The following is a 14903-nucleotide window of genomic DNA, read 5'->3' on the forward strand; positions in this document are numbered from 1 at the left end:
CGGCGGGTGAGGGTGGTCACCCGCCGTCGACCGCGCAGGTTCGTCCCGGGGACCGGGTTCGGGAGCCGTCTTCCCGTCAGTACTCGTAGAAGCCGCGGCCGCTCTTGCGCCCGAGGTCACCCGCCGTGACCATGCGGGCCAGCGTCTCCGGGGGCGCGAACTTCGGGTCGCGGGTCTCGGTCCAGATGTTCTCGGCGGCGTTGCGCAGGATGTCCACGCCGGTCAGGTCGGTGGTCGCCAGCGGGCCCATCGCGTGCCCGAAGCCCAGCTTGCACGCGACGTCGATGTCCTCGGCGGTGGCGACGCCGGACTCGTACAGCTTGACCGCCTCGACGACCAGCGCCGCGATCAGGCGGGTGGTGACGAAGCCGGCCACGTCGCGGTTGACGACGATGCAGGTCTTGCCCACGCCCTCGGCGAAGTCCCGGGCCCGGGCGAGCGTGTCGTCGGAGGTCTTGTGCCCGCGGACGAGCTCGCAGAGCCGCATCATCGGCACCGGCGAGAAGAAGTGCGTGCCGACGACCGCCTCCGGCCGCTGCGTGGCGGCCGCGATCCGGGTGATGGGGATGGCGCTGGTGTTCGTCGCCAGCACGGCGCCGTCGCGGCAGATGCGGTCCAGCGCCGCGAACAGCTCGGTCTTGACCTCGAGGTTCTCGAAGACCGCCTCGACGACGACGTCGGCGTCCGCCGCGGCGTCCAGGTCGGTGGTCGTGCTGATCCGGCCGAGGGCGGCCTCGGCTTCACCCGAGGTGAGCGACTCCTTCGCCACGAACCGGTCCAGCGACTTCTCGATGCCGGCCAGCCCGCGCGCGGTGGCCTCGTCGGAGACGTCCCGCAGCACCACCCGCCACCCGGCCTGGGCGGCCACCTGGGCGATGCCCGACCCCATCAGTCCGGCTCCGACCACGGCGACGGTCCCCTGCGGCGATGTCATCGACTGCTCCTCACGTCCTGTGCGCGCCCCGGGCGACCCCGGGTCCGCACCGTCTCACGGTGCGGACGCAGCCTAGTGGCGCCTCCGGGGTGCCCCGGCGGGTCCCCGCGTGCGACGGTGGACGCGGACGCGCCCGGCCCGCGGGCGCCGTCCGGCGGGAGGTCCGGTGGGCGACGAGCGGCACTACCTGACCTTCCTCGTGGTGGTCGGCACGCTGGCGGTGCTCGTGCTGCTGCTGCGGTGGACGTTCTCCCGCGGTCGCTCGGTGGTCTCCCGGCCGCCGAGGGCCGGCCGGCCGGACGAGTACGGGCTGCTCGTCAGCGTCGCCGAGCCCGGCACGTTCATCGAGGCCGAGGTGCTCGCGGCGCGGCTGCGCGACGCCGGCCTGCGAGCGACGCTGGCGCCCACCAGCGACGGGCCGCGCGTCCTGGTGTTCGAGCGCGACCGGGCCACGGCGCTGACGGTGCTGCGGGCGGGCGACCCGGGCGGCCGGCCGGCCGGGACGTAGCGGGCACTAGGCTCCGGCGCATGGTCGTGAGGCTCAACCGCATCTACACCGGCACCGGGGACGACGGGACGACGGGTCTGGGTGACTTCTCCCGGACCCGCAAGAGCGACCCCCGGCTCGGCGCCTACGCCGACGCCGACGAGGCCGGCGCGGTGCTGGGGCTCGCCGTGACGCTCGGCGGCCTGGACGACGACGTCGTCCAGCTGCTGCGTCGCGTGCAGAACGACCTCTTCGACGTCGGCGCGGACCTGTGCATGCCGCTCGCCGAGAGCTACCAGTACGAGCCGCTGCGGGTGCAGGCCGCGTGGGTCAGCGAGCTCGAGCAGGCGATCGACCACTACAACGCCGACCTCGGCAAGCTGACGTCCTTCGTGCTGGCCGGGGGGACGCCGGGGGCGGCCTACCTGCACCAGGCCCGCACCGTGGTGCGTCGGGCCGAGCGGTCCGTCTGGGCGGCGATCGAGGCCTACGGGACGGGGACCGACGGGGGCGTCAACGCGCTCACGGCGCAGTACCTGAACCGGTTGTCCGACCTGCTGTTCGTGCTGGCCCGCTACGCCAACCGCACCGTCGGTGACGTGCTGTGGCGTCCCGGCGGCGGCCGCGACGGCGCCTGAGCCCAGCGTCCTGGCCCGCTCGCCCGGCGCTCGCGCCGGGCGAGCGTCGGTGCCGCCTCCGGGCTGCCCGGACCGGTCAGGTGACGTGCGCGTGCTGGCCCGGCGGGGCGGCCTCCACCCAGGAGGCGAAACCGGTGTAGGCGTCGCCGCTCATCGCCAGCTGGAGCTCCTCACCGGCGACGACGCAGGTGACGACCACCGAGCCGGGTAGGAGCGCGAACACCTCGTCCCGCTCGGGCTCGCGGAACTCCCGGACGCTGACGTCGGTGCGCCGCCAGGTGCACCCCGGACCCGGCCGGAGGGAGAACAGCCGGAACCAGCGCAGCTCGCCGTGCCCGTAGCTGGCGACGCCCGTCGTCCAGCCCCCGCCGGAGGCGGCGTCGCCGGCGCGGACCGAGCAGTCGAAGGTGCTGCCCGACCGGGTGAGCGCGACCCTGCGGACCAGCAGGTACAGGACGACGAGGACGAGGGCGGCGGCCGGCCCGATGACCGCCCACAGGGGCAGCACCAGGTCGTCCACCGGGGGTGCCTCAGGCCCGGGAGGCGCTGGCGGGCTCGCCGACGGTCAGGCTCTCCGCCACGACGACGACGCGGTCGTGCTCGACGGACAGGAAGCCACCGTCCACGGTGGCGGTGACGGGCGACCCGCTGGTGGGGGTGACCCGGACCTCGCCCTCGACGAGGACGGCGAGGACCGGCGAGTGGCCCGGCATGACGCCCAGCTCGCCCTCGGTCGATCGGGCCACGACCAGCGAGGCCTCCCCGGACCAGACCCGGCGGTCGGCCGCCACGAGCTCTACCTGAAGTTCGGCCACGGTGTCCTCCGGAGGTGGGCGCGGGTCACGCTGCGGTCGTCGGCTCCCCCACGCCGTCGACGGACGAGGGCGCACGGGATGGCCTCAGGATACCGGCCCGCCCGAGCGGTACCGACCGTGGGGAGGGCCGTCCCGGACGACGTCGACCATCCCCCTGGACGCCCTCCACGCGACCCGCCGACGCGGTGCCCGGACCGGAACGGGACGGGGCCCGGACCGTCGTGGTCCGGGCCCCGTGCCGGGCGCTCGCCCGGCTGCTGCCGGGCGGTGGCTCACTTGGAGCCGGTCTCCTTCTGGATCCGGTCCCAGTTGCGCTCGACGTCCTCGAGCCCACCGCACATGAAGAACGCCTGCTCGGCGACGTGGTCGAACTCGCCGTCGGCGATCTTCGTGAACGCCTCGACGGTGTCGGACACGGGGACCGTGGAGCCCTCGATGCCGGTGAACTGCTTGGCGACGTAGGTGTTCTGGGACAGGAACCGCTGGATGCGGCGGGCCCGGTTGACGAGGACCTTGTCCTCCTCGGAGAGCTCGTCGACGCCCAGGATGGCGATGATGTCCTGCAGCTCCTTGTTGCGCTGGAGGATCTGCTTGACCCGCACGGCCGTGTCGTAGTGGTCCTGGCCGATGTACCTCGGGTCGAGGATCCGCGACGTGGACGTCAGCGGGTCGACGGCCGGGTAGATGCCCAGCGACGCGATCTCGCGCGAGAGCTCGGTGGTGGCGTCCAGGTGCGCGAACGTGGTCGCGGGAGCCGGGTCGGTGTAGTCGTCGGCCGGCACGTAGATCGCCTGCATCGAGGTGATCGAGTGACCGCGCGTCGAGGTGATGCGCTCCTGGAGCACGCCCATCTCGTCGGCGAGGTTGGGCTGGTAGCCGACGGCCGACGGCATCCGGCCGAGCAGCGTCGACACCTCGGAGCCGGCCTGGGTGAACCGGAAGATGTTGTCGATGAACAGCAGGACGTCCTGCTTCTGCACGTCGCGGAAGTACTCCGCCATCGTCAGCGCGGACAGCGCGACCCGCAGGCGGGTGCCCGGCGGCTCGTCCATCTGCCCGAAGACGAGGGCCGTCTGCCCGAGGACGCCGGCCTCCTCCATCTCGGCGATGAGGTCGTTGCCCTCGCGGGTGCGCTCGCCCACGCCGGCGAACACGGACACGCCGCCGTGGTCCTTGGCGACGCGGGCGATCATCTCCTGGATGAGGACGGTCTTGCCGACGCCGGCGCCGCCGAACAGGCCGATCTTGCCGCCCTGGACGTACGGGGTCAGCAGGTCGATGACCTTGATGCCGGTCTCGAACATCTGGGTCTTCGACTCGAGCTGGTCGAACGCCGGGGCCTTGCGGTGGATCGGCCAGCGCTCGGTGACCTCGATCCGCTCGCCCTCCTCGGCGTTGAGCACGTCACCGGTGGCGTTGAACACGCGCCCCTTGGTGACGTCGCCGACGGGCACGCTGATGCCCTCGCCGGTGTCGACGACGGTCATCCCGCGGACGAGACCGTCGGTCGGCTTCATCGCGATCGCGCGGACCATGTTGTCGCCGATGTGCTGCGCGACCTCGAGCACGAGCCGGCGCTGCTCGCCGGTGAGCTCGTAGTCGATGTGCAGCGCGTTGTACATCTCCGGCATCGCGTCGGCCGGGAACTCGATGTCGACGACGGGGCCGATCACCCGGGAGATGCGGCCGGCACCGGCGCCGGTCGTGGCGACGTTCTCGGTGGCAGTTGCAGTCATGTCTGGTTCTTCCTCGGTCTCGTCGTCGTCAGCTGTTCGAACCAGCAGAGGCCAGTGCGTCGACGCCGCCGACGATCTCGCTGATCTCCTGGGTGATCTCCGCCTGGCGGGCCTGGTTCGCGAGGCGGGTGTAGGTGCGGATGAGCTCCTGGGCGTTGTCGGACGCCGTCTTCATCGCACGCTGGCGCGCGGCCTGCTCCGAGGCGTTGGCCTGGAGCATGCAGTTGAAGATCCGGCTGCCGATGTAGCGCGGGAGCAGGGCGTCGAGCACCTGCTCGGCGTCCGGCTCGAACTCGTACAGCGGCAGCAGGTCGGCCTCGTCAGGCTCCTCGACGCCCTCGACGACCTCCAGCGGGAGCAGCCGGATGACCTCGGGGCGCTGGGTGACCATGTTGACGAACCGAGTGAAGACGACGTGGATCTCGTCCACCCCGCCCTCCTGCGAGCCCTTGACGAACGCGTCGACGAGCACCTGACCGATCTCGCGCGCGTGGTCGTAGGTGGGCGCCTCGCTGAAGCCGCTCCACTCCTGCTCGACGTGGCGACGGCGGAAGCGGTAGAAGGCGATGGCCTTGCGGCCGGCCAGGTACGGCACCGGCTCCACCCCGCGCTCGCGCAGCAGCTCCGAGAGCCGCTCGCCCTCCTTGATGACGTTGGCGGAGTAGGCGCCCGCCATGCCGCGGTCGCTCGTGATGAGCAGGACGGCGGCGCGCTTGACCTGCTCCTTCTCCGTCGTCAGGGGGTGGTCGATGTCGGAGAAGGTCGCCACGGCCGAGACGGCCCGGGTGATCGCCCGCGCGTAGGGCGAGGACGCCTCGACCTGCGAACGGGCCTTGGCGATCCGCGAGGTCGCGATCAGCTCCATGGCGCTGAAGATCTTCTTCAGCGACGTCGTCGAGCTGATGCGGTTGCGGTAGACCCGCTGCTTGGCTCCCATGCTCCCCTCCTTCTGGTCCTCGTGCCGGTGGTGGTCAGCTGCGCTTCTGGCGGACGATCTGCTCCTGCTCGACCGCCTCGTCCTCGAGCGCCTCGGACTCCTCGTGCCCGGCCTCGACGAGCGAGTCGCCCTCGCCGGTCTGGAAGCCCTGCTTGAACTTCTCGACCTCGGCCTTCAGCGACGACTCGGTGTCGTCGTCGAACTTGCCGGTCTCCTTGATCGTCGGGAGCACGGAGTTCGAGCGGCGCAGGTGGTCGAGCAGCTCGGACTCGAACCGGCGCACGTCGCCGACCGGGACGTCGTCCAGCTGGCCGCTGGTGCCCAGCCAGATGGAGACGACCTGCTCCTCCATCGGGAACGGGGAGTACTGACCCTGCTTGAGCAGCTCCATCAGCCGCTGACCGCGCGCGAGCTGCTGGCGGGACGCCGCGTCGAGGTCGGAGGCGAACAGCGCGAAGGCCTCCAGGGCGCGGTACTGGGCCAGGTCGACGCGCAGCGAGCCGGAGACCGACTTCATCGCCTTCGTCTGGGCGGCGCCACCGACGCGGGAGACGGAGACGCCGACGTTGACGGCTGGGCGCTGGTTGGCGTTGAACAGGTCCGACTCCAGGAAGATCTGGCCGTCGGTGATGGAGATGACGTTCGTCGGGATGTAGGCCGACACGTCGTTGGCCTTCGTCTCGATGAGGGGGAGCCCGGTCATCGAGCCCGCGCCCAGCTCGTCGGAGAGCTTGGCGCAGCGCTCCAGCAGCCGCGAGTGCAGGTAGAAGACGTCGCCGGGGTAGGCCTCACGGCCCGGCGGGCGGCGCAGCAGCAGCGACACGGCGCGGTAGGCCTCGGCCTGCTTGCTCAGGTCGTCGAAGACGATGAGGACGTGCTTGCCCTGGTACATCCAGTGCTGGCCGATGGCCGAACCGGTGTACGGCGCGAGGTACTTGAACCCGGCCGGGTCGGACGCGGGGGCCGCGACGATGGTGGTGTACTCCATCGCGCCGGCCTCCTCGAGGGCACCGCGCACGGAGGCGATGGTGGAGCCCTTCTGGCCGATCGCGACGTAGATGCAGCGGACCTGCTTGCTCGGGTCGCCGGTCTCCCAGAACTCCTTCTGGTTGATGATCGTGTCGATCGCCACGGCGGTCTTGCCGGTCTGGCGGTCGCCGATGATCAGCTGGCGCTGACCGCGGCCGATCGGCGTCATCGAGTCGATCGCCTTGATGCCGGTCTGGAGCGGCTCGTGGACGGACTTGCGCTCCATCACGCCGGCGGCCTGCAGCTCGAGGGCACGCCGCCCCTCCGCCGCGATCTCACCGAGACCGTCGATCGGGTTGCCGAGCGGGTCGACCACGCGGCCGAGGTAGTCGTCGCCCACGGGAACGGACAGGACCTCGCCCGTCCGGCGGACCTCCTGGCCCTCCTCGATCCCGCTGAACTCACCGAGGACGACGCAGCCGATGTGGCGGACGTCGAGGTTGAGGGCGAGGCCGAGGGTGCCGTCCTCGAACTGCAGCAGCTCGTTGGCCATGCAGCCGGGCAGACCCTCGACCTGGGCGATGCCGTCCATCGCCTCGATGACACGCCCGACCTCCTCGCGCGAGGCCTTGGCCGGGTCGTAGGACTGAACGAAGGAGTCCAGTGCGTCCCGGATCTCCTCGGGTCGGATCGTCAGCTCCGCCATCTGCGTGCTCTCCTGAGTCTCGAACTGCTGTGCGTGTCGGTGGGTGGTCAGCCGGCGAGCCGGCGTCGTGCGTCGTCCAGACGGGTCAGCACGGTGGCGTCGATGACCTCGTCACCGACCTGGATGCGCAGGCCGCCGATGACCTCGGTGTCGAGGTCCACGTCGACGTGCATGGGGCGGCCGTAGATGCGCGTGAGCGCACCGGCCAGGCGCAGGCGCTGGGCCTCGGTCAGGGGCACCGCCGCGGTGACCCTGGCGACCAGCCGGCCGCGACGGTCCGCCGCGATCTGGCTGTACTCCTCGAGGACGGCCTCGAGCCGGCGACCGCGGGGGGCGGTGACGGCCTGCTGCACCAGGGTGAGCGTCTGGGGCGCGGCGCGACCGGCGAGCAGGCGCTCGACGACCTGGCGCTTGGCCTGCGCCTGCACCGACCGGTCGTCCAGTGCCCGGCGCAGGTCCGCGTCGCCGTCGACGACCCGGCCGAACCGGAACAGCTCGTCCTCGACGGTGTCGAGCCGGCCGGTCTGCTCGGCGTCCGCGACCACGGCGAGGACGCCGAGGTGCTCGAGGGCGTCGGAGAGGTCCGCGGCCGAGGACCAGCGGTCCCGGACCATGCCCTGGACGACGTCCAGCGTGACCCCGGCGACCTGGGTGCCGAGCAGGCGACCGACGAGGTCGGCCTTGCCCTGCCCGTCACGTGCGGGGTCGGACAGCGCCCGACGCAGCTGCGCGGACGAGTCGAGCAGCCGGGCGACGGCGAACAGCTCCTCGCCCAGGCGGGCGGCGTCGGGCCCGCTGAGCAGCGGCTCGACCCTCTCGGTCGCCGCTGCCAGGGACGCCCGGCTGCTCCCCCGCATCAGGACCCCTGCCCCGGCGCGGTCGCCGTCCGCACCTCGTCGGCGTCCGCCTGCTCGAGCTCGGTGAGGAACCGCTCGACGACGCGCGACTGGCGCGCCTCGTCGGCGAGCGACTCACCGACGATCCGGGACGCCAGCTCGGTCGCCAGCCGGCCGACCTCGCTGCGCAGCTGGACGACCGCCTGGTGGCGCTCGGCCTCGATCTGCTTGTGCGCGCCCTCGGTGATGCGGTTGGCGTCGGACTGCGCCCGCTCCCGCATCTCCGCCAGGATGGCCGCGCCCTCGGCCCGGGCCTCCTCACGGATGCGCGCGCCCTCGGCACGGGCCTCCGCGAGCTGCGCCTGGTACTCCTTCAGCGCGGCCTCGGCCTCGGCCTGGGCCTTCTCCGCCTGCTGCATTCCGCCCTCGATCGCGGCGGTGCGCTCGGCGAAGGTCTCCTCGAAGCGCGGGACGACGTACTTGGCGACGACCCAGTAGAGGATGCCGAAGGCGATGAGGCCGACGATGAGCTCGCCCGGGTGGGGGATGATCGGGTAGGCGTTCGCCCAGAACCCGTCTCCCTCCGCGGCGACGAGCGTCGTGGTCAGTGCGTTGGGCACAGCACGCTCCTACGGTTGAGCGGTCCGGACGATCAGAGGATGAACGCGAGCACCAGGCCGAACAGGGCGAGCGCCTCGGCGAGCGCGAAGCCCAGGATGGCGATCGGCTGCAGCATGCCGCGGGACTCGGGCTGACGCGCCACGCCGCTGATGTAGGCGGCGAAGATCAGGCCGACGGCGATGGCCGGGCCGATGGCAGCGAGGCCGTAGCCGATGACGTTGAGGTTGCCGTCCATTGTTCCTTCTCATTCCTCTCGGTCGGCGCACCGGTCGGTGCGTCGGTCGGGTGGTGCAGGGTCGTACTCGGTGGTGCGGTCGGGGGGTCAGTGCTCCTCGGCCAGCGAGTCCGCGATGTAGAACGCGGTCAGCAGGACGAAGACGTAGGCCTGGAGGAACTGCACCAGGAGCTCGAAGAACGTCATGACGATGCCCATGGCGAAGGCGCCGATGCTCGCGACGTTGACGAAGAGGTTCGAGCCGTGCAGCAGCATGTACTCGCCGCCGAGGATGAACACCAGCAGCAGCATGTGGCCGGCGAACATGTTCGCGAAGAGTCGCAGCGCGAGCGTGAGCGGCCGGGAGATGAAGTAGGTGACCAGCTCGAGTACGAACAGCAGCGGCACCACGTAAAAGGGCAGTCCCGGGGGGACCATCCGCTTGAAGTACCCGCCGACGCCGTGCCGCCGCATGCCCAGGTAGTGGTAGAGGGCGAACACGACCAGCGTGATCGCGACAGCGAAGCCGATCCGGCTGAAGGTGGGGAACTGGATCGGGGGCAGGATGCCGAAGACGTTGTTCACGAAGATCAGCACGAACTGCGTGAACAGCAGCGGGATGAAGGGCCGGAACTCCTTCTGGCCGATCATGTCCCGGCCGATGGAGTTGCGGACGAGGCCGTAGGCGCCTTCGGCGAGGAACTGCCCCTTGCTCGGGACCACCTGCATGCGCTTGGAGACCGCGAGCAGCGTGACGGCGATGATCACCACCGACAGCGCCATGACGATCATCGACCGGGTGACGGCGAAGGCGCCGTCCCCGATGAGGGGCTGCCAGAAGTCCGAGGGTGCCGGGGGCGCGAAGCCCTCACCCTCGGCGGCGAGCGGGCGCAGCCTCACATCATCTCCTTGTCACAGGTGCTGGTCTGCAACGAACGACCGGTCGGCGGTGCGGTCAACGCCGCACGTACCGGACCCAGACCGAGTAGACGGCCAGTGCGGTGCCGGCCAGCAGGCCGACGAGGTACATCAGGTCCGACCCCACCCACCGGTTGAGCAGCCAACCGAGCCCGACCCCGAGGATGATCCCGGAGATCAGGGTGGCGAGGACGTTCCACCCGGAGGCCTCGGGGAGCGGGTCCCGCTTCTCCGGGTCGCTCGCACCGTGTCCGCCCATGGCGGCCCAAACGGTAGCAGCCGTCAGAGGCGGTCATGACGCCCTCCCCTGCGTGCCGTCGGCGGGCTGGAACGCGAGGATCCGGACCCCGGCGAGCGCGCGCACGTGCAGCGCCATCCAGGCCAGCGTCCCGGCGACGACGACCCCGCCGAACCACAGCGGGTCGAACCAGGTCAGCACCGGTGAGAGCAGGAGCACCCCGCCCAGGACGCACGCCTTCACCCAGTAGGCCAGGAGCGCCACGCCGAGGGTCAGGCGGGGGTCCATCGCGGCGGTCACCCGCATGAGCAGGAGCGTGCTGGCGAAGAAGGCACTGACCAGGCCCGTCCCGACGAGGGCACCGAGCGCGGCCGGCACACCGGCCAGCAGGGCGGCGGCGCTGACCACGAGTCCCGAGCCCGCCAGGGGCGCCAGCGCCCGGCGCACGAGGACGGCAAGGGCGTCGTCCTGGAGGGGGCTCATCGGTGGCCTTCCTGGTCGGGGCGGCGGGGGGACCCGTCCGGCTCGGGAGGTCATCGTGCGCCCGCGGGACGGGCGCTGCGCCGTGCCCACGAGGGGGTCCGGGCGCTTGTGAATGCTATCACAAGCGCGGCCCGACCCTCCCTCGCCGAGCTCCGGGAAGACCTGAGCGCAGCGGCCCCATGGTCAGCGCCAGGCTGGCGACCACGACCACCGCGCCGACGGCGAGGGCCGTGCCCCAGGGGACGAACGCCAGCGAGATCGAGCCGAACGCGATCACCGCCGTCCACAGGTACATGATCAGCACCGCGCGGGTCTGCGTGTGGCCGAGGTCGAGCAGCCGGTGGTGCAGGTGCTTGCGGTCGGGGGCGAACGGCGAGCGCCCCGCCACCAGCCGGCGCAGCACCGCCAGCAGGAGGTCCACCAGCGGGATGATGAGGACCGCGATCGGCAGCAGCAGGGGGACGAACGCCGGGACGAGTCGCGAGTCGGAGACCACCGTCGGGTCCACCTGCCCGGTGACGGAGATCGCGGAGGCGGCGAGCAGCAGGCCGATGAGGTACGCGCCGGAGTCCCCCATGAAGATCCGCGCGGGGTTGCTGTTGTGCGGCAGGAAGCCGAGGCAGCAGCCGACGAGCGCGGCGGCCACGATCGCGGCCAGGCTGGTGTAGTCGCTCACCGAGGTGGCCCGCGTCAGCGTGTACGTGTAGAAGAAGAACGCGCCGCCGGCGATCGCCATCACCCCCGCGGCGAGCCCGTCCAGACCGTCGATGAAGTTGACCGCGTTGATGGTCACCACGACGACCAGCACCGTCAGGACGAGGAACATCCCGCCGGAGCCGACCGTGACGCCCAGCACGGGCAGGGTGACGAGCTGGACGCCCTGCCAGGCCAGCAGGCCACCGGCGAGCACCTGACCCGCCAGCCGGGTCAGCGGGTCGAGCCCCCAGACGTCGTCCACGGCGCCGATGAGGCACACCAGCGCACCGGCCGCGAGCACCGCCCAGGCGCCGGAGGACGTCGTGAAGATGGGGGCGAGGAACGGCACCTGGGTGGCCACCGCGAAGGACGCCGACAGGCCGAGCAGCATCGCCAGTCCACCGAGTCGCGGGGTCGGGACCGAGTGGACGTCGCGGTCCCGCACCGGCGTCATCGCCCTGAACCGTTCCGCGACCCGCCGCGCCACCGGCGTCATGAGGTACGTCACGGCGGCTGCCACGAGCATGACGAGCAGGTAGCTCCTCACGCGTCGCCGCCCTGCTCCCCCGCCGCGGGCTCCTGCTCCCCGGGGGCGTACCCCCGCTCCCCCACGGGCTCCTCCTGCGCCGCGGGCGGGCGGCCGTGCAGGTCGAGCAGCCCGGGCACCACCTCGCGCAGCTCGCTCAGCGCGACGGCCCCGATCCGTGCCAGCCGGGGCACCGCGCCGGTGGCGTCGACGATCGTGGAGGGCCGGCCGCCGGGTGCCTGCCCCGCCTCGAGGTAGGCGGCGACGGAGTCGCCGAGCTGCGCCATGGCCGCGGCGGCGGTCTGCGCCGCGGGCTGGCCGGTGAGGTTGGCGCTGCTGACGGCGAGCGGCCCGGTGGCGCGCAGCACCTCCAGGGCCACGGGGTGGTCCGGCACGCGCAGCGCGACCGTGCCCTCGGTGTCCCCGAGGTCCCACGCGAGCGACGGCTGCGCCCAGCAGATGACCGTCAGCCCACCGGGCCAGAAGCGCTCCACCAGGGCCCGCACCTCGTCGCTGACGTCGGTCGCGAGCCCGTCGAGGGTGCGCCGGTCGGGCACGAGGACCGGGGGCGGCATCTGCCGTCCCCGGCCCTTGGCGGCCAGCAGGTCGGCGACGGCCTCCGGGGAGAAGGCGTCGGCGCCGATGCCGTACACGGTGTCGGTGGGCAGGACGACGAGCTCCCCGCGCCGGACGGCGTCCGTCGCGTGGCGCACGCCCTCCTCGCGGCCCTCGTCGTCCGAGGTGTCGTACAGGCGGCTCACGGCGCCGAGTCTCCCACTGCGGCGGCCGTCTCGACGACGTGACCGCCCCCGGGTCCGCCGCGCACGGCCGTGACGAAGCGCGGCCGGCCGGCCAGGTCGGCGTGGCCCGTGGCGTCCAGCCAGGTCGGTGCGACGAGGTCGGCGAGCAGGCGCGGCTGCTGGGTGTCGGCATGCTCGACGACCACGACGCCCCCGGGTCGCAGCAACCGGGCGGCGGCGGTGACCACCCGTCGCGGCACGGCCAGCCCGTCCGCGCTGCCCCCGTACAGCGCGACGTCCGGGTCGTGGTCGCGGACCTCCGGGTCGCGGGGCACCATCCCCGCCGGGATGTACGGCGGGTTGCTGACGACGACGTCCACCCAGCCGTCGAGGTCGGCGAACGACTCGGCGGCGTCGCCGAGCCGCAGGTCGACCCCGCGGCCGGCCAGGTTGCGGACGGCCCACGCGTGCGCCAGCGGGTCGAGCTCGACGGCGTGCACCTGCGCCTGCGGCACCTCGTCGGCGACGGCGGCCGCGATGGCCCCCGACCCGGTGCACAGGTCGACGACGACCGGGCGGCGTCCGGCGGACCGCACCGCCCGGGCGGCCTCGACCGCGGCTCCGGCGACCAGCTCGGTCTCCGGCCGCGGCACGAAGACCCCCGGCCCGACGGCCAGCTCGACGTGCCGGAACGCCGCGGTGCCGGTGAGGTGCTGCAGCGGGACCCGGCGGGCGCGCTCGGCCACGAGGTCGTCCAGGCCCGTGGGGGCGGGGTCCCCGCGCAGCGCGGCGGTGGCCACCTGCCCGCGGGTGCAGCCGAGCAGGTGCGCGGCGAGGACCTCGGCGTCCGACCGCGGGGTGGCGACCCCGGCCGCGGCCAGCTCGCGTTCCGCGGCCCGCAGGGCCGCTGCCAGTCCGGGGGGTGCCGACCGGCCGGCGTCCTCGCTCACGAGGTGGCGCTCACGACGTCGCGCCGCCCTCGGCCGCACGCAGCCGCGCCTCCTGGTCGGCGTCCTGGCAGGACCGGAGCACGGCGTCCAGGTCGCCGTCGAGCACCTGGTCGAGGTTGTACGCCTTGTAGCCGGTGCGGTGGTCGCTGATGCGGTTCTCCGGGAAGTTGTACGTCCGGATCCGCTCGGAGCGGTCGACGGTGCGCACCTGGGAGCGGCGCGCGTCCGCGGCCTCGGCTGCGGCCGCCTCGGCCTGCGCCGCCAGCAGCCGGGCCCGCAGGATCCGCAGTGCCTGCTCGCGGTTCTGGAGCTGGGACTTCTCGTTCTGGCAGGACACGACGATCCCGGTGGGCAGGTGCGTGATCCGCACCGCGGAGTCGGTGGTGTTGACGCTCTGCCCGCCCGGACCGGACGAGCGGTACACGTCGACCCGCAGGTCGTTCGGGTCGACCTGCACCTCCTCCGCGTCCTCCGGCTCCGGCATCACGAGCACCCCCGCTGCGGAGGTGTGGATGCGCCCCTGCGACTCGGTGACGGGCACCCGCTGCACCCGGTGGACGCCGCCCTCGAACTTCAGCCGCGCCCAGACGCCGTCCAGGGGGTCCCCGCCGCCGCGGCGCTTGACCGCGACGGAGACGTCCTTGTAGCCGCCGAGGTCGGACTCGGTGGCGTCGAGGAGCTCGGTGCGCCACCCGGCGCGCTCGGCGTACCGCAGGTACATGCGCAGCAGGTCGCCGGCGAAGAGGGCCGACTCCTCACCGCCCTCGCCGGCCTTGACCTCGAGGATGACGTCGCGACCGTCGTCGGGGTCGCGCGGCACCAGCAGCAGGCGCAGCCGCTCGGCCGCGTCGTCACGGGCCGCCTCGAGCGCGGGCAGCTCCGTCGCGAAGGAGGCGTCCTCCGCGGCGAGCTGGCGCGCCGCCTCCACGTCGTCCGCCGCACCGCGCCACGCGTCGTGGGCGGCGACGACCGGGCCGAGCTCGGCGTAGCGGCGTCCGACCCGGCGGGCCTGCGCCGGGTCGGCGTGCAGCCCGGGGTCGGCGAGCCGGACCTCCAGCTCGGCGTGCTCGCGCCGCAGCGCCTCGACCGCCTCGAACACCTGACCTCCTGGCACGCTCGGGGGACGGCGTCGGCCGACCCGTGACGCACGTCGGCGCCGGCACCCGCCGTGGGCGGGCGACCGGCGCCGACGCGGAGGCTACGTGGAGGGAGTCCTGCCGTAGCGCTTCTGGAAGCGGGCGACGCGGCCGCCGGTGTCCAGGATCTTCTGCTTGCCCGTGTAGAACGGGTGGCAGGCGCTGCAGACGTCGGCGTGGATCTCGCCGGACGACGCGGTGCTGCGGGTCGTGAACGTGGCGCCGCAGGTGCAGGTCACCTGGGTCTCCACGTACGTCGGGTGGATGTCGCGCTTCACGCTGGGCTCCTCGGGGTGTCGGGTCGCCGGGTCGTGCGGGCCGCG

General features: G+C 72.7%; 19 protein-coding genes. 2 read left to right on the plus strand and 17 right to left on the minus strand.

The window, feature by feature from the left end:
- Positions 1-76: 76 nt before the first annotated feature.
- On the minus strand, positions 77-934 hold the full coding sequence (locus tag ACYVQV_RS07175; RefSeq protein ID WP_461022581.1) for a 3-hydroxyacyl-CoA dehydrogenase family protein: 858 nt from the start codon (positions 932-934) through the stop codon (positions 77-79).
- Positions 935-1100: 166 nt separating this feature from the next.
- Between ACYVQV_RS07175 and ACYVQV_RS07180 the strand changes: the two genes are divergently transcribed.
- Both ACYVQV_RS07180 and ACYVQV_RS07185 read left to right on the plus strand, forming a co-directional pair.
- Positions 1101-1442 (plus strand): hypothetical protein, encoded by a 342-nt coding sequence (locus tag ACYVQV_RS07180; RefSeq protein WP_461022582.1) that lies wholly within the window; start codon positions 1101-1103, stop codon positions 1440-1442.
- A gap of 20 nt (positions 1443-1462) precedes the next feature.
- A complete protein-coding gene (locus tag ACYVQV_RS07185; protein WP_461022583.1) occupies positions 1463-2059 on the plus strand; it encodes a cob(I)yrinic acid a,c-diamide adenosyltransferase in 597 nt (198 codons plus the stop codon).
- Positions 2060-2135: 76 nt separating this feature from the next.
- On the opposite strand, the gene ACYVQV_RS07190 is transcribed toward ACYVQV_RS07185, so the two are convergent.
- The 16 genes from ACYVQV_RS07190 to rpmE form a co-directional block, all read right to left on the minus strand.
- Positions 2136-2579, minus strand: coding sequence for a DUF2550 domain-containing protein (locus ACYVQV_RS07190; RefSeq protein WP_461022584.1), 444 nt, complete (start codon positions 2577-2579; stop codon positions 2136-2138).
- Positions 2580-2589: 10 nt separating this feature from the next.
- Complete coding sequence (locus ACYVQV_RS07195) at positions 2590-2874, minus strand: F0F1 ATP synthase subunit epsilon (protein ID WP_461022585.1); 285 nt, start codon at positions 2872-2874, stop codon at positions 2590-2592.
- A 272-nt stretch (positions 2875-3146) separates the two neighbouring features.
- Entirely contained in the window at positions 3147-4610 is a 1464-nt protein-coding gene (atpD, locus tag ACYVQV_RS07200) for a F0F1 ATP synthase subunit beta (protein ID WP_461022586.1), read from the minus strand.
- A 28-nt stretch (positions 4611-4638) separates the two neighbouring features.
- The gene (locus ACYVQV_RS07205) at positions 4639-5547 is read right to left on the minus strand and encodes a F0F1 ATP synthase subunit gamma (protein ID WP_461022587.1); all 909 of its coding nucleotides are present in this window, start codon (positions 5545-5547) and stop codon (positions 4639-4641) included.
- Positions 5548-5581: 34 nt separating this feature from the next.
- A complete protein-coding gene (gene atpA, locus ACYVQV_RS07210) occupies positions 5582-7222 on the minus strand; it encodes a F0F1 ATP synthase subunit alpha (protein ID WP_461022588.1) in 1641 nt (546 codons plus the stop codon).
- A 47-nt stretch (positions 7223-7269) separates the two neighbouring features.
- Positions 7270-8079 (minus strand): F0F1 ATP synthase subunit delta, encoded by an 810-nt coding sequence (locus ACYVQV_RS07215; protein WP_461022589.1) that lies wholly within the window; start codon positions 8077-8079, stop codon positions 7270-7272.
- A complete protein-coding gene (locus tag ACYVQV_RS07220) occupies positions 8079-8678 on the minus strand; it encodes a F0F1 ATP synthase subunit B (protein ID WP_461022590.1) in 600 nt (199 codons plus the stop codon). Before ACYVQV_RS07220 ends, ACYVQV_RS07215 begins: the two co-directional genes overlap by 1 nt.
- A gap of 32 nt (positions 8679-8710) precedes the next feature.
- On the minus strand, positions 8711-8914 hold the full coding sequence (locus tag ACYVQV_RS07225) for a F0F1 ATP synthase subunit C (RefSeq protein WP_461022591.1): 204 nt from the start codon (positions 8912-8914) through the stop codon (positions 8711-8713).
- An 87-nt stretch (positions 8915-9001) separates the two neighbouring features.
- Positions 9002-9793: a F0F1 ATP synthase subunit A gene (atpB, locus tag ACYVQV_RS07230; RefSeq protein ID WP_461022592.1), complete on the minus strand. Its 792-nt coding sequence runs from the start codon at positions 9791-9793 to the stop codon at positions 9002-9004.
- 55 nt (positions 9794-9848) lie between these two features.
- Entirely contained in the window at positions 9849-10070 is a 222-nt protein-coding gene (locus ACYVQV_RS07235) for an AtpZ/AtpI family protein (protein WP_461022593.1), read from the minus strand.
- Positions 10071-10103: 33 nt separating this feature from the next.
- Positions 10104-10532 carry a hypothetical protein gene (locus ACYVQV_RS07240; protein WP_461022594.1) on the minus strand — a complete coding sequence of 143 codons (429 nt, stop codon included), beginning with the start codon at positions 10530-10532 and terminating at the stop codon, positions 10104-10106.
- 118 nt (positions 10533-10650) lie between these two features.
- Positions 10651-11775, minus strand: coding sequence for a glycosyltransferase family 4 protein (locus ACYVQV_RS07245; RefSeq protein WP_461022595.1), 1125 nt, complete (start codon positions 11773-11775; stop codon positions 10651-10653).
- Positions 11772-12515 (minus strand): L-threonylcarbamoyladenylate synthase, encoded by a 744-nt coding sequence (locus tag ACYVQV_RS07250; RefSeq protein ID WP_461022596.1) that lies wholly within the window; start codon positions 12513-12515, stop codon positions 11772-11774. Before ACYVQV_RS07250 ends, ACYVQV_RS07245 begins: the two co-directional genes overlap by 4 nt.
- Entirely contained in the window at positions 12512-13444 is a 933-nt protein-coding gene (gene prmC / locus ACYVQV_RS07255) for a peptide chain release factor N(5)-glutamine methyltransferase (protein ID WP_461022597.1), read from the minus strand. Before prmC ends, ACYVQV_RS07250 begins: the two co-directional genes overlap by 4 nt.
- Positions 13445-13454: 10 nt before the next feature.
- The gene (gene prfA / locus ACYVQV_RS07260) at positions 13455-14543 is read right to left on the minus strand and encodes a peptide chain release factor 1 (protein WP_461022598.1); all 1089 of its coding nucleotides are present in this window, start codon (positions 14541-14543) and stop codon (positions 13455-13457) included.
- 99 nt (positions 14544-14642) lie between these two features.
- Positions 14643-14858, minus strand: a complete 216-nt coding sequence (gene rpmE, locus ACYVQV_RS07265) for a 50S ribosomal protein L31 (RefSeq protein ID WP_461022599.1) — start codon at positions 14856-14858, stop codon at positions 14643-14645.
- Positions 14859-14903 lie beyond the last annotated feature (45 nt).

This window comes from Thalassiella azotivora, assembly GCF_054781695.1.

Excerpts from the sequence above, each read along its gene's own strand:
- ACYVQV_RS07235 (WP_461022593.1), bottom strand. The coding sequence starts at position 10,070 with ATGGGCGGACACGGTGCGAGCGACCCGGAGAAGCGGGACCCGCTCCCC.
- atpD (WP_461022586.1), bottom strand. The coding sequence starts at position 4,610 with ATGACTGCAACTGCCACCGAGAACGTCGCCACGACCGGCGCCGGTGCC.
- ACYVQV_RS07185 (WP_461022583.1), top strand. The coding sequence starts at position 1,463 with ATGGTCGTGAGGCTCAACCGCATCTACACCGGCACCGGGGACGACGGG.
- ACYVQV_RS07225 (WP_461022591.1), bottom strand. The coding sequence starts at position 8,914 with ATGGACGGCAACCTCAACGTCATCGGCTACGGCCTCGCTGCCATCGGC.
- ACYVQV_RS07215 (WP_461022589.1), bottom strand. The coding sequence starts at position 8,079 with ATGCGGGGGAGCAGCCGGGCGTCCCTGGCAGCGGCGACCGAGAGGGTC.
- atpA (WP_461022588.1), bottom strand. The coding sequence starts at position 7,222 with ATGGCGGAGCTGACGATCCGACCCGAGGAGATCCGGGACGCACTGGAC.
- ACYVQV_RS07240 (WP_461022594.1), bottom strand. The coding sequence starts at position 10,532 with ATGAGCCCCCTCCAGGACGACGCCCTTGCCGTCCTCGTGCGCCGGGCG.
- ACYVQV_RS07175 (WP_461022581.1), bottom strand. The coding sequence starts at position 934 with ATGACATCGCCGCAGGGGACCGTCGCCGTGGTCGGAGCCGGACTGATG.
- ACYVQV_RS07205 (WP_461022587.1), bottom strand. The coding sequence starts at position 5,547 with ATGGGAGCCAAGCAGCGGGTCTACCGCAACCGCATCAGCTCGACGACG.